Raw genomic sequence first — 14,771 nt, 5'->3', positions numbered from 1 at the left:
TTCAATTTAAATCCATACTGCTCATCTTGATTTATTTAAGAATGCTTGGGTTTGTAAAGAATAGGATCGTTAACATCAGTTTGATTTCTATCCACATCTTGTTTAGGCTTTATACAAAGACTATATAATACCGGCACTACAAAGAGCGTAAGCACCATAGAAAATAATAATCCAAAAGCTAGTACACTTCCTAATGGGGCCCACATTGGCGATTGGCTTACTATCATTGGGATTACCCCAACGGCGGCAGCTCCAGAAGTTAAGAAGATAGGGCGCATTCTACGTTTAGAAGCTGCCATTGCAGCGGCTTTAATAGAATAGCCGTGATCTAAAATCAACTCATCTGTATAATCGACCAGAATAATTCCGTTACGCACCACAATACCAATGAGACTTATAATTCCCATAAAAGCGGTCATTCCTAAAGGATTTCCGGTGACAAACAATCCGGTAAAAGCTCCTAGTAAACTCAATGGAAACGTACTCAGTACAATTAAACTTTTTCCTAAGTTTTTAAATTGAAAGAGTAGCGTTAGAAAAATAAGAATCAAGCTCACTCCCAAAGAAGTCATCATATTAGGTTGATTGTCACGGGTAGATTCTGCATCCCCTCCGTATTCAATATGTACTCCTCTAGGCAATTCAATCTCATCTATTTTAGGTTGAACAGCTCTAAGAATACTAGATGGAGTAATTCCCATTTGAGCTTCAGAAAGAACAGATAATGCTTTAAGACCATTACGGTGGGCAACCATTCCGGTATGCCAAGACATATCTAAACTCGCCACATCTTTAAGCGGAACTTTTTTACCGTATGCAGAACTGATGTGAATGTTAGACAATGCATCAAAATCTTTACGGTTTATAGAATCATAGCGCACAAAAATATCTACCGGTTTATCGGCTTCCCACATTGTAGATAATGCGTAACCTTTTAAACCAGCACCTAAAGCCTGAGTAATTGCCGCATTACTTATTCCTAATCGGGCAGCACGATCTTCATCTATATCTAATTTGAGTCCTAAATAATCGTTTTCTGAATCTAATCTTACATAATTAGGACCTTCAGCATTTTCAAGAATATCTTTAACCTGAAGCGCCACTTTGTTAAGATCATTATCGTTTTCTCCAAAAACTCTTACCGCAATTGGTGCACCTTCTTGTAAACTCAATTGTTTAACCTGAATATGCCCATCTGGTAAATAGTTTTTAAACTTCTCGAGATATTCTTTAGCCAGATCATCTGCATCATCATTGCTCGTTGTGGTAATGAAAATCTGCGCGTAATTTCTACGTGGCGTTTCGGGAGCATAAGCAGTATGAAAACGAGGAGAACTCATTCCTATAAAACTTGTGACATCAGTAATTCGTTCTTCTTTTCTTAAGATATTTTCTAGATCAATAACCGTTTCTTCGGTACGTTCTAGACTTGCTCCAACCGGTAAACGAACTTCTAAATTGAATTGATTACGTTCACTTTTAGGAAAGAATTTCTCTTTTAAGTTTCCTGCAACTCCAAAGGCACTGATGACTGATAGAAAACCAACTAACAAGGTAACTTTTGGCCAGCGGAAAGCCGTTTCAATACATTTATCAAAAAACAGCTGTAAATAATCTAGCAAACTCTTTTTGCGCACTTTACGTTCGCTCATTTTGTGTTTAAGTCCTTTTTTGATAAATACATAGCAGGTATAAGGCGTAAACACTAAAGCAACCACTAAAGAAGTACATAAGGCCAAGCCAATAGCTACGGGTAAAGAAGACATAAAATCTTGAGCAACACCATCCATAAAAATAGCTAGTGGAGCAAAGGCAAAAATAATTGCAATAGTCGCTGTAAAAATAGGGAGCGAAAGTTGCTTTGCAGATGTCCACGCTGCCGTCCAGGGCGTGATTCCTTCATCTAGTTTTTCAATGTAATTATCTACGACCACAATGGCATCATCTACCACCATCCCGAGAACAATAATTAAACCGGCTAAAGTTACCTGATGTAAATACAAGCCAACCATATTCATTAATCCAAAGGTGATAATAATAGAAATAGGGGCAGTAATTGAAGCAACAGCAGCCACTCGAAAGGGAAGTAAAAGCATCACGACAATAATTACTGAAGCAATAGCCATCCCAAATTCGATCATAAAATGACCAATACTATCGTCTACAATTTCAGGTTGGTTAACGATGGTTTTAATATGAATATCTGAAGGAAATTCAGCTCTAATCTTATCTATTTTTTCTTGAACGGTCTCTCCAAAAGCAACAATATTATTGCCGGGCTGCATATTGATAGACAAAACCATTGCTTGTTCTTCACCTACACGCACATAAGATTCTCTTTCTTCAAAACGGCGTTCTATCGTTGCTACATCTTCTAAGCGAACAACAATTCCTTCTGGAGTGGTGTAGATAATTTGATTGGCGATTTCTTTTTCAGACTGAAATCTACCAGAACTGTAAACAGGTATCAAGGTGTTTGATCCCATATTTAATTCCCCAGAATATTGAGTGACGTTAGCTTGCTGAAGTTTGTTAATTAACAAGCTCATATCAAAGCCATACTGGCGTAATTTTTCATCGTTTACACTGATGTAAATTTGACGCTGTTGCTCTCCACTTCTGTTAATTTTAGAAACTGTAGGGATTACTTTAAGTCCGTCATCTAACTTATCTACATATTCTTCAATTTCAGCATAAGTACGTTCTGAAGAAGAAACAGAGAGAATCATGGCGGTAACATCACTAAAATTGCTATTTACAAAAGGTCCAACAACACCTTTAGGTAGGTTGGGCAGCAAATTAGACTGCATGTCTAATTGTAGCGTATGCCAAAATTGTTTTCTGTTTTTTACTGAAGAATAAATCTCTACCGTAATAAAAGATTGTCCTTCTCGGGTTTCAGATTTCGTTTTAGCCTTTCTTATCTCTTCAAAAGAAAAAAGGTATTCTTCAATCTTATCGGTTACTTCCTGTTCTACTTGATACTCATCTGCTCCAGGATAGAATGCATAAATCATCGCGGTAGGCATTACAATATCCGGATCTTCACTTCTAGGCATATTAAAAAGTGAATACAAACCAAGTATAAGTAATAGAACTATTACTACTTTCACTACCTGGTTGTGTTTCATCACCGATTCCAAATAGTGTATTTTTCTTTTCTTTGTCATATTAAAATCCTCTTAGAATTTTTTAAAATTTGATCTATTAATACTGAATAGGACTTCCATCAACCAGTTTAGAGTTTCCTTCTGTAATTAGAAGATCTCCTTCTTGTAGTCCACTCGAAATAATTACCTGATTCATTCCTGTAGCACGTTCTATCGTGATACGTTTTTTAATTGCTGTTTTATTAGGTTGTGCAAGAAAAACATAGGCGATATTATCGGTATCTTTTAAAATACTCGTAGTTGGTATGCTGATTCTGTCTTGAGAAATTCCTGTATTAATATGAAGTTTACTTAGCATACCCGGTAGAATCGCACCATCATTATTGTCTAATTTCACCTTCACTTCAAAAGTTCGGGAGTAGTTATCTGCCTGAGGAACCAAAATACTTACTTGACTTGTACGCTTTTCGTTTAAAGCAGGGATCTCAACTTCTACAGAATCTCCAATAGATACGTGAGCAATATCACTTTCTGAAATAGAAGCGGTAGCGTACATAACATTGGTTTTTGTGAGTATGAAAGCCGGAGAACCGGGAGATTGCATAGCGCCAGATTCTGTTACTTTTTTAGTAATTATCCCTGTAAAAGGAGCTACTAGTTTAGTGTCTTCAAGATCTTTGGCAGCCAAATTCATATTAGCTTTCGCCTGAGCTTTATTTGCTTTAGTGACAACTAGATCACGTTCTGGTAAGCTTTTTAAATCAAATAGATCCTGACTACGTTTAAGTTGATCTTCAGCTCTGGTATAGTTGGCTTCAGCAACAGCAAAAGCGCTTTGGTAACGCGTTTGTTCTAAAGATGCTAAAAGCTGGCCTTTGTTAACATGCTGACCTTCTTCTGCATATATAGCCTGAACCCGACCATTAACACTAAACGACAAGCTAACAGTATTGTCGGCTTCTAGATTACCACTGTAATTAAACTGTTCTGAGCCTTTGCTGCCGGTCACTTTTTGAACTGAAACACGATAAGCGGTGGCCTCTTGTTTTTTTTGAGCGGAGTCGTTACAGCTAGTTAATGTTGAAATCATTAAAAGCATAGTCACTACTAAAGGATATGCACTGTTCTTTCTTAGAAAAAAAATAAGCTTCATTGTTAAGTTCTAATTATTATAAATATTGATTTCTATGATGAGTGCCTTAATTGTTAAAATTCAGTAAGGTGCTCATTTCGACGTGCAAAGGTGCGGTATATTTAAAGCTGTGGTAAGGTTAGAATACAGCCAAAATTGGTCTAAAACCATCATTTTATGTTCGTAAAAAGATTGAGTTTAGTCAATTTTTATCAATATTTATATAGAGAAGATTGTTCTTACGCTAAGTAATATAAGGGCGCGTATATGGTGTAACTTAAAAATTACACGTTATAGGTGTTTTTAAAAATGGTCTAAAAAGCGCTATAGTGGAATTAGCCTTGGGCGAGGTTATTACGATAGGCGGAGGGGGAATGTCCTGTAGCTTTTTTAAAATATTTACCAAAAAAAGATTGATCACTAAAATTGAGAGCTTCGGTTATTTGAGCGATACTTAGACTTCTGTTTTCTAATAAAATTTTGGCTTCAAGGATCACTGCTTCATCAATTAATTGGCGAGCTGTTTTCCCTGAAATACTTTTAAGCATTTTAGTAAGATGTCCGGGAGTAACATTTAATTTATCAGCATAAAACAGTACACTGCGTTCTTCTTTAATGTGTAACTTTAATGAGTTAATAAAGTTTGCTGAAAGTTCTTCTTTTCTAGAAATTTCAATAGGCAATAAAGGATGTTGCTTTTCATATAAAGCCCTTAACTCATAAAAAATTAAATTGAAGGCATGAATGATCTTATGCTCGATATGATCTTCATCAATATTTTTTGTTTTAAGACGAAGATAGGTCGCTATAGAAATGAAAATTTCTAATTCATCAGCATTTAAAGAAACCTTTTTACTGTTAGTCGAAGAAAGTAGCTTAAAGGATTCTAGCGTCCTGCTTTGAAGCGTGTTTTTGAGTGCGAAATTTTTTGTAAACGTGAGGATGATTGCTTTCGAATCTTCTAAAAAATCTATGGATTGTGTGACCATATGGCCCGAAACCGAAATTAGATCGTTAGGCTCTAGAATATGCGTATTTAAATTAAGCTCTAATTTAACTTTACCCTTTAAAAGCAATATGATGAGGTGATGATTGGTACGGAAGGGAAACGTAAAGCCGGAAGCCTCTCCTTTTAAATGGCTTTCTTCAAAAATGCTAAAACCCTCTAGGAAATTTCTATTACCTCTTAATAGATGAAGCTCTTGCTGATCATATTCCTTAATTGCATATGGTTTCCAATCGTTCATTTAAAAAAGAAATAATTTTGTCAAATATAATTGACTTTTTTTAATTGAATAAATTAGGTTGAAATCAATAAAAAATACTTCAGTAAGCAGTAATTGTAAAATGTGTATTTTAAAGATGAGAATTTGAAGAAATAATTTTATAAAAAAAGCCTTATCATATCGATAAGGCTTTTTCAATGCTTTTGAAATCTTCTCTAAATCGAGAAATTATTTCTTTAAATCTCCAATCGTTTTATCCATTGGTGCGTCGTTAAATTCGGCAGCATCATCGATCGTCATTTCTGTAATAAAGTCTTCTTTAGGTGTACGAACTTTTTTCATATTTACCAACCAGTCGTTTTCTTCTTCGCGGTAACCTAAAGGTAAAAGCAGTGTGCTTTTATAACCACTACCTTCTAATTTTAATAGCTGATCTAGTTTTTCAGGAACAAAACCTTCTACTGGTGTTGCATCAACTTTTTGTTCAGCAGCTGCAGCAATTGCCATAGCGAAAGAAATATAACTTTGCTTTGAAGCATGCTCGGCTTGCCATACTTTACCTAATGGCTCATAAAGTCCAAGAATATTTGCTTTATAATCGTCCATTGTTTCATGTGGTAAACCACGCTCGTCCATGGTGTAGTTGAATACTTTAGAAACACGCTCATCAGTATAATGATCCCATGCAGCGAAAACTAAAAGATGAGAGCAATCGCTAACCTGACTCTGATTCCAAGAAATACCTTTTATTTTATCTAATAAATCCTGGTCTGAAATCACAATGATTTTATACGGCTGTAAACCTGAAGAAGAAGGAGCCAAACGCGCGGCTTCTAATATATAATCCAATTTATCTTGAGGCACTTTTTTGCCATTCATTTTCTTAGTGGCATATCGCCAATGTAAATCTTCTAATAAACTCATTATGCTATTTTTTTTAAAGTAATGGCTTAGGCGTGATAAAGATCATTTGCTTACAAGATAAACAATTTTAGATTTACGCGCCCTTGGTATTTTAAGGTTGAACCTTCATGCTTTTTCCGTTGCTAGCGGCTGAATTCTTTCCATCCAGATAGAAATCAATTCGGCCTAAATAAAGTCCGTAGCATCCTACTTGATTAATCATCACATTTTTTTCAACTTTATTCTTAACCACAATTGGTTCATCTAAAAAAGTATGAGTGTGCCCGCCAATAATCAAATCGATATTATCGGTTTTAGAGGCTAGTTTATGATCGTCTACTTTTTGACTATCGTATTTATATCCTAAATGTGAAAGACAAATTACCAGATCGCAGTTTTCTTCGTTCTTCAGAATAGCGCTCATATCTGTAGCAACTTCTATCGGGTCAAGATACTGCGTTTCCTTATATAGCTTGTCGTTAACGAGACCTTTCAATTCGATTCCTACACCAAAAACGCCAATTTTCACATCATTTTTTGTAAACACTTTATAGGGTTTAGTCTGCCCGTGCATGATGGTATTGCTGAAGTCATAATTCGAAATAAGGAAATCAAAGCCGGCATTCGGAAGTTGTGAAAATAACCCATCGATACCGTTATCAAAATCATGATTCCCTAAAGTAGCGGCATCATATTTTAATTTACTCATAAGTTTGAATTCCAACTCTCCACCATAGAAATTAAAATAAGGCGTTCCCTGAAAAATATCTCCCGCATCCAGCAAAAGAGTATTAGGGTTTTCCTGTCTAATTTTTTCAATTAAAACAGCTCTTTTAGCCACTCCGCCCATATTTGGATTTCTATGGTGATCTGGGCCAAATGCTTCGATGTGACTATGCACATCGTTAGTGTGCAAAATCGTAATATGTTTAGAAGCTTCAAAAAAACTAAGTGAAGATAAACCACCTAATCCTACAAATGCTGAAGCTGCTGATGTTTGCTGAATAAAATTTCTTCTTTTCATTCCTATAAATTCAGATTGGGAATTTGTTTTTTAATCTTTTAAAGGCTGTATAAGCAATCTTTAGAAACCGCTTGGCTTTTTTTCTATCGCTAAGAGGTTCAGCTATTCTTTAATAAATCTATCGTCCTGTTTTGCTGCAATCGTATCGATTTTTTCGAAATAATCAATAATAGCATTTCTCAATTTATAATCAATATTGTATAAATTAATCGGGTCTTTAAAAAAGTTCATGCTATCTCCACCTTGTTGCAAATAATCTGATGTAGCCACAAAATAATTTTGCGCTTCATTAATTGGTTTTCCGTTTACGCTGGCTTCAGTGATATGATAATCTTTATCCATTTTAATTTTAATGCCACTCACAGGATGTGCAGATTTTCCATTTTCCAGATAAGAAAGCAACTCTTTTACCTTTTTTCCAGATAATTCAGCAATTACAATTTGATTTTCAAAAGGCATCATGTTGTAGGCATCACGAGTTGTAATATCCCCTTTGTTTAATTCAGCACGAATTCCGCCATAATTCAGCAAAATAAAATCAATAGAATTACCAGTGCGATTTTCAAAAACAGGATTCGATTGTTCTATTACAATATCGGCCATTAGATTACCAATACCGGTATTCATCCCTTTTTCACCTTTGCTTAATACACTTGGATTATAAGCTAGAGGATTGTCGAGCGTTTCATTTAGATGTTTTTTAAAGGGAGCGATAAAATTCTCAATTTCCTGATCGGCGCTTACAGTACTGTCAATTGGGATTTCTCGACCGTCAACTTTAGTCTCTGGTGTTTCGGGGTTAAATTTGCACGATTGTAAAGCAAAAATGCTAACTGCGAAAAAAAATAACCAAACGTCTTTTCTCATGTCTATATTTGTTGCGCTGCAAAGGTAAAACAGATTCAGAAAGTATGCTGAGTTTCTTCGGAAGAATTTGAACGCGTTAAATACTGATGTGTATTTATTGTAACAAAAAAAACAAACCTGTTAAATATAGAAACAGGCAGCGATATTGAAGATGTCCTGCTAGTAAAATTCTATATGAAATTATTTACATTTGTCGGCCAGCATCATGTGAAATTTGCTTGAATAAAGCTTTTGATAAAATAGAAATTTATTAACTGAAGAGTGATCATTAGTATAGATTACTATTTAAAAAATGATGCTGAAATATTGATAAAATTAAACGAATACGAGAAGATGAGCGCGTTTGTAGGCACAGGAGTAGCATTGGTAACTCCTTTTAAAAATGATCTAAGTGTAGATTTTGAAGCTTTAGAGCGATTGGTAGAAGATCAAATCGCAAATGGTATCGATTATCTTGTGGTTTTAGGAACTACGGGAGAATACACAACGCTTACTAAACAGGAAAAAGAACAGGTAATTAAATGCATCGTCACAGTAAATAATAATCGTCTTCCTTTAGTTTTGGGAATAGGTGGAAATAATACTATGGCAGTGGTAGAGGAAGTGAAAACTACAAACCTAAAAGATTTTCAGGCCGTTCTATCGGTTTCACCATATTATAGTAAACCCTCGCAAGAAGGAATTTTTCAGCATTTTAAACTGGTAGCAGAAGCTTCACCGCTTCCTATAATTCTATATAATGTGCCTGGAAGAACAGGATCTAATATGTTACCAGAAACTATTGCTAGAATCGCTAATGAATGTGATAATGTAATAGGAGTGAAGGAAGCTGCGGGAGATATTGTGCAAGCCATGAAGTTAATTAGTCATGTGCCAGAAGGTTTTAAAGTGATTTCTGGTGACGATATGATTACACTGCCAATGACGCTTGCTGGTGGGGCAGGAGTAATTTCTGTTATAGGACAGGGCTTTCCTGCTGAATTTTCACACATGGTTCAATTAGGTTTAGAAGGAAACGCAAAAGAAGCTTACCAATTACATTACAAAATAGCAGCATCTATAGATTTGGCTTTTGCTGAAGGGAACCCGGTAGGTATCAAAGCTATTTTAGAAAAGAAGGAAATATGCAGTAAGAATGTAAGATTACCATTGGTAAATGCTTCAGAGGGCTTACAAATCAAAATTGGTGATTTTATTAATCAATTTTATACCGCTATCGTTTAGCAGAAATTCGATTAATTTCGATATAAATTTAAGCTGCTATAGGCAGCTTTTTTTCGTTTAGAGTAAAGGAAAATTTACGAATAGAAAAATAAACTTCGCTCAGGTATAATAAATAAAGGCTTTTACTGTTAATGTTGTACGTACGGAAAGTTTTTTTTATAATTCCAAAAACTGTACTTTTGCAAGATGTTTTTACAAATGATGAGAAAAGGATTACTCTTACTAGGTTTTATTTTTATTCTTCAGTCCTGTAGTGACTACCAAAAAGTGTTGAAAAGCGAAAATGCAGGTGACAAATACACCTTCGCAGAAAAACTTTACAATGAAGCTAAAGAAGAAGACAGTAACCGCAAATATAGAAAGGCGCTTCGTCTCTTTGAGCAGATTTTACCACAGTACCGCGGGAAACCTCAGGGAGAGAAATTAAGTTACCTTTATGCCGATTCTTATTATCAGGTAGGAGATTATTATTTGTCTAGCTTTGAGTTTGAGCGTTTTGTTCAGTCTTATCCAAATAGTGATAAGGTAGAAGAAGCGTCTTTTAAATCGGCTAAAAGTTATTACGAAGAATCACCGCGTTTTGATTTAGATCAAACAGATACAAATAAGGCTGTAGAAGCACTACAAAATTATCTTAACAAGTATCCTGATGGTAAATACGCAGAGCAAGCCAATGTAATGGCGACTGAGTTACGTTTGAAGTTAGAGAAAAAAGCATTTGAAATAGCAAAACAATATTGGAGAATTGGTGGGAATTATCGTGAAGGAAACTTTACGGCAGCAATTACCTCTTTCAATAATTTTATAGCAGATTATCCTGGTACACCATATCGCGAAGAAGCGTTTTACCTAAGATTTGATGCAGCATATTCCTATGCTATTAATAGTTATAGGAATTTAATGCAAGAACGTTTACAAGAAGCACAAGAATATTATCAGGCGTACAAGAAAAGTTATCCTGATGGTGAGTATGTTGCGAATGTAGACGAAGCATACGAGGAGATACAAGCAAGGTTGAAAACTTTTAATTAGTTTAAGGAAAATGGATATTAAAAAAACTGAAGCAGCGGTTAACACTACTACGCTCGACAAAAATCAGATTGATGCCCCTACAGATAACATCTACGAGGCAATTTCAATCATCGCTAAAAGAGCTAATCAGATCAATTCAGAGATCAAAAAAGAGCTACTGGAAAAGCTGGATGAGTTTGCAACTTACAACGATAGTTTAGACGAAATTTTCGAAAACAAGGAGCAAATTGAAGTTTCTAAGTTTTACGAAAGACTTCCTAAGCCACATGCTTTGGCAGTAGAAGAATGGTTAGGCGATAAAATTTACTATCGTAACACCAAAGATTCAGAAGAAGCAATCTAATTAAGATTCTTAATAATAGATTCTAATATTATGTCTGTACTACGAGGCAAAAAAATACTTTTGGGTATAACCGGCGGTATTGCAGCTTACAAAACGGCCTCGTTAGTTCGACTTTTTATTAAGGCCGGCGCAGAAGTCCGCGTGGTGATGACGCCGGCTGCAAAAGATTTTATAACTCCGCTTACCCTTTCTACACTTTCCAAAAACGAAGTTTATTCTTCTTTTACTGAAGAGGAAAACGAAGTTTGGAATAATCATGTAGAATTAGGATTATGGGCAGATTTAATGCTCATTGCACCCGCAACAGCCAATACACTCTCTAAGATGGCTTCGGGTAATAGTGACAATTTGTTACTAGCAACCTATGCTTCGGCAAAATGCCCGGTCTATTTTGCTCCTGCAATGGATTTAGACATGTATAAGCATCCCTCTACCAAAAATAATTTTGAAACTTTAGAAAATTACGGTAATTCAATGATTCCTGCGGGAACCGGGGAACTTGCCAGTGGACTAAGCGGTAAAGGTAGAATGGCTGAACCTGAAGAAATTATTCAGTTTTTAGAAAATCATTTGTCGGCTTCTTTGCCTTTAAAAGGTAAGCGAGTGATGATCACCGCAGGTCCAACTTACGAAGCTATAGATCCTGTACGTTTTATTGGGAATCATAGTAGCGGTAAAATGGGTTATGAAATTGCAAAAGCTGCCTCAAATTTAGGCGCTGAGGTAATTTTGGTTTCTGGTCCTACACATTTGCAGATAGAAAAAGATCTGGTGAATTTAATTAAAGTCACCACTACCCAGCAAATGTATGATGCAGTTACGGAGCATTTTGGAAATGTAGATGCAGTTATAGCAGCTGCGGCAGTTTCAGATTACACGCCAGAAAAAGTAGCTGATCAGAAAATTAAAAAAGCAGACGAGACTTTAACTATAAAACTCACCAAAACTCAGGATATTTTAAAAGCTTTAGGGGAAAATAAGCAGCACCAAAAATTAATAGGTTTTGCTTTAGAAACCAATAACGAATTAGAGAATGCAAAATCTAAGCTGAAAAAGAAGAGTCTTGATTTTGTTGTTTTAAATTCGCTACAGGATAAAGGTGCGGGATTTCAAAAAGATACCAATAAAGTAAGTTTTGTTTTTTCTGAAGAAGTAAAAACTTTTGGGTTAAAGCCCAAATCTGAAGTCGCTCAGGATATTCTAAATGAATTAATCAATCTGTTTCATGAATAGAATAATTGCAATATTAGTTTTGTTTTCTTGCTTTCAGTTGAAGGCACAGGAACTTAATTGCAGTGTTCAAATCAACGCAGAACAAACAGGGCAGGCTAATTTAAGCGTTTTTAAAACCTTAAAAAGTTCCCTTCAGGAATTTGTAAATACAACTAGCTGGACGGGTAGAGAATTGCCGCCAGAGCAACGAATTAATTGTAGTATGTTTATTACAATAAATTCTTTTGAAGGAGAAAATTTTTCAGCAAGTATCCAGGTGCAATCTTCCAGGCCTGTCTTTGCGTCAGATATGGTTTCTCCTATATTCAATTATAGTGATGACGATTTCAATTTTGCTTATCGAGAATATCAGCCATTAAATTATAATCAGAATTCTTATAGCTCTAATTTGGTTTCTGTGGTAAGTTTTTATGTTTATACAATCTTAGGCTTAGATGCCGATTCTTTTCAGCAAGATGGCGGAACTCCTTTTTTTGAAGAAGCTAAACAAATTGTCACGGTAGCCCAGCAAAGTAATAGCAGTGGCTGGCAACCAAGCGGGAATACCAGGTCCCGCTTCAGGATGAATGCAGATTTACTTTCAAATTCTTTTAAAGAATATAGAAATGCAATGTATACTTATCATAGACAAGGCTTGGATAGGATGCACGAAGATCTTACTGAAGGAAAGAAATCTATTGCTGTAGCTTTGGAAAGCTTAAGGACAATGAATTCTGTTCGCCGAAATTCGTTATTATTACGAATGTTTTTTGATGCAAAATCAGATGAAATAATCGATGTTTTTTCTGATGGCCCCGATGTTGGTACTCGCGGGCTTACCCAAAAGCTAAACAGCATGGCACCAAGTTATGCTAGAAAGTGGCGCCAAATCCAATAAGAATATTTCTTTTAAAGGCAGTTGATTTCCGCCAATATCTCCCTTATATTTAGACTCAAATTCTAAGAAAATTGCTTACATCTTTATCTATTAAAAATTACGCGTTGATCGAAGATATCAACATGAATTTACAGCCTGGTTTTACCATTATTACTGGAGAAACCGGAGCAGGGAAATCTATTATGCTGGGTGCATTAGGTTTGCTTTTAGGAAATCGGGCAGATTATAGTTCGATTAAAAATCCTGATAAAAAATGTGTAATAGAAGGAGTTTTTGATGTTTCTAATTATGGCTTAACGAACTTTTTTGAAAAAGCCGACTTAGATTACGAATCCAAAACGATTATTAGAAGAGAAATTTTAGCTTCTGGGAAATCTCGTGCCTTTGTAAATGACACGCCGGTAACGCTGGCAAGTTTAAATGGATTAGGAAATTATTTAATTGATATTCACAGTCAGCATGAAACTTTAAGCTTAGGAAACACCGATTATCAGTTTCAGGTAATAGATACTATCGCCAATAATGATGCTTTAAATTTAGAATATCGAGAAGCTTTAAAAGATCTTCGAGCTTTACAAAAGCGTCAGGAAGTTTTAAAAGAAGAACAGGCACAGGCAACCAAAGAGTACGATTATAATGTGTTTTTGCTGAATGAAATAGATGAGGCAAAGCTAGAATCTGGAATGCTGGAAGAGCTAGAGGCCCGCTATGAAGAGCTAAATAATGTTGAAGAATTAACCGAACAGGTAAATTCGGCAATCAACTTTATCGCTCAGGAAGAAATAGGGAGCTTAAGCACACTAAAAGAGGTTCGAAATAATTTAGCTAAAATATCGAGATTTTCAGCGAATTACGAAAGTATGCACGAACGTGTGCAAAGTGTGATTATCGAATTAGATGATATTAATGCTGAGTTGGAAGCGGCTTTAGAAAGTACAGAAGCCGATCCTCAGGAATTGGAGAAGACAAACGATAAGCTTCAGATAATTTACAACCTTCAGAAGAAGCATAACGTTTCAGAAATTTCAGAATTACTAGAAATTGCAGATGATCTAAGAAAGCAGGTGGCTGTTAGTGAAAATGCAGACGAAGCTTTAGCTGAAATCGCTTCAGCAATAAAAAAACAAGAAGGTAAATTATCGAAATTTGCCAAAAGTCTTCACGATCGCAGGCAAAAAATTATTCCTCCGTTTGTAAAAGAAACAGAGGCAATGCTAAGCGGATTGGGAATGCCAAATGCTAAATTGAAAATTAGCTTAGAACAGGGAGAAAAGTTTTTTGCTAACGGAAACGATACTTTAGGATGGTATTTAGCGGCAAATAAAGGCGGAAGTTTCAAAGAAATACGCAAAGCAGCTTCGGGAGGAGAATTATCCCGAATCATGTTGGCCGTAAAAAGTATTTTAGCAGCTCAAAGTAATCTGCCAACGATTATTTTTGATGAAATTGATACCGGAGTATCTGGTGATATTGCACAAAAAATGGGTGAGATTTTACAGAAAATGGGGCAGAGTATGCAGGTGTTAGCGATTACACATTTACCACAAATTGCCGGTAAAGGAAGTGCTCATTTTAAAATATTTAAAGAAGATACGGGAGAAGTAACCAGTACCAAGATTAGAAGATTAGAACGAGAAGAGCGTATCGACGAATTAGCGATGATGTTGGGAGGAAATGCTATTGGAGAATCGGCTAGGGCACACGCGGTATCGCTGCTTGAGAATTAATAGATTTTAAAAAACCTTTGGCTGCAGTGAATTTTACTATCTTTACCGGCTGAAAGAATCTAAAAAACATATT

The 14,771-nt window shown here is 35.6% G+C and carries 12 protein-coding genes; 6 read left to right on the top strand and 6 right to left on the bottom strand.

Annotated features, from left to right (window positions below; all coding sequences use genetic code 11):
• Positions 1–35 precede the first annotated feature (35 nt).
• The 6 genes from QWY91_RS09735 to QWY91_RS09710 form a co-directional block, all read right to left on the bottom strand.
• Entirely contained in the window at positions 36–3,170 is a 3,135-nt protein-coding gene (locus tag QWY91_RS09735) for an efflux RND transporter permease subunit (protein ID WP_290234315.1), read from the bottom strand.
• 37 nt (positions 3,171–3,207) lie between these two features.
• Entirely contained in the window at positions 3,208–4,263 is a 1,056-nt protein-coding gene (locus QWY91_RS09730; RefSeq protein ID WP_290234313.1) for an efflux RND transporter periplasmic adaptor subunit, read from the bottom strand.
• Between the two features lie 314 nt (positions 4,264–4,577).
• Entirely contained in the window at positions 4,578–5,489 is a 912-nt protein-coding gene (locus tag QWY91_RS09725; RefSeq protein ID WP_290234310.1) for an AraC family transcriptional regulator, read from the bottom strand.
• Positions 5,490–5,696: 207 nt separating this feature from the next.
• Positions 5,697–6,392, bottom strand: a complete 696-nt coding sequence (locus QWY91_RS09720; protein WP_290234308.1) for a nitroreductase family protein — start codon at positions 6,390–6,392, stop codon at positions 5,697–5,699.
• A gap of 91 nt (positions 6,393–6,483) precedes the next feature.
• Complete coding sequence (locus QWY91_RS09715; RefSeq protein WP_290234307.1) at positions 6,484–7,395, bottom strand: bifunctional metallophosphatase/5'-nucleotidase; 912 nt, start codon at positions 7,393–7,395, stop codon at positions 6,484–6,486.
• 102 nt (positions 7,396–7,497) lie between these two features.
• Entirely contained in the window at positions 7,498–8,262 is a 765-nt protein-coding gene (locus QWY91_RS09710) for a 5'-nucleotidase C-terminal domain-containing protein (RefSeq protein WP_290234305.1), read from the bottom strand.
• A 333-nt stretch (positions 8,263–8,595) separates the two neighbouring features.
• On the opposite strand from QWY91_RS09710, the gene dapA reads away from it, so the two are divergent.
• From dapA to recN, 6 genes are all read left to right on the top strand, one after another.
• Positions 8,596–9,486 carry a 4-hydroxy-tetrahydrodipicolinate synthase gene (gene dapA / locus QWY91_RS09705; RefSeq protein ID WP_290234302.1) on the top strand — a complete coding sequence of 297 codons (891 nt, stop codon included), beginning with the start codon at positions 8,596–8,598 and terminating at the stop codon, positions 9,484–9,486.
• Positions 9,487–9,684: 198 nt separating this feature from the next.
• Positions 9,685–10,518 (top strand): outer membrane protein assembly factor BamD, encoded by an 834-nt coding sequence (locus tag QWY91_RS09700; RefSeq protein WP_290234300.1) that lies wholly within the window; start codon positions 9,685–9,687, stop codon positions 10,516–10,518.
• A gap of 10 nt (positions 10,519–10,528) precedes the next feature.
• Positions 10,529–10,861, top strand: a complete 333-nt coding sequence (locus tag QWY91_RS09695; RefSeq protein ID WP_290234299.1) for a DNA-directed RNA polymerase subunit omega — start codon at positions 10,529–10,531, stop codon at positions 10,859–10,861.
• A gap of 30 nt (positions 10,862–10,891) precedes the next feature.
• The gene (coaBC, locus tag QWY91_RS09690) at positions 10,892–12,094 is read left to right on the top strand and encodes a bifunctional phosphopantothenoylcysteine decarboxylase/phosphopantothenate--cysteine ligase CoaBC (protein ID WP_290234296.1); all 1,203 of its coding nucleotides are present in this window, start codon (positions 10,892–10,894) and stop codon (positions 12,092–12,094) included.
• The gene (gene porD / locus QWY91_RS09685; RefSeq protein WP_290234295.1) at positions 12,087–12,971 is read left to right on the top strand and encodes a type IX secretion system protein PorD; all 885 of its coding nucleotides are present in this window, start codon (positions 12,087–12,089) and stop codon (positions 12,969–12,971) included. The genes coaBC and porD overlap by 8 nt, the downstream gene beginning before the upstream one ends.
• Positions 12,972–13,042: 71 nt before the next feature.
• Positions 13,043–14,698, top strand: coding sequence for a DNA repair protein RecN (gene recN, locus QWY91_RS09680; RefSeq protein WP_290234292.1), 1,656 nt, complete (start codon positions 13,043–13,045; stop codon positions 14,696–14,698).
• The last annotated feature ends 73 nt before the right edge of the window (positions 14,699–14,771 follow it).

The sequence above is a fragment of the Zunongwangia endophytica genome, from assembly GCF_030409505.1.
GTDB classification, from domain to species: domain Bacteria; phylum Bacteroidota; class Bacteroidia; order Flavobacteriales; family Flavobacteriaceae; genus Zunongwangia; species Zunongwangia endophytica.
This window is presented reverse-complemented; position numbering and strand designations above follow the sequence as displayed.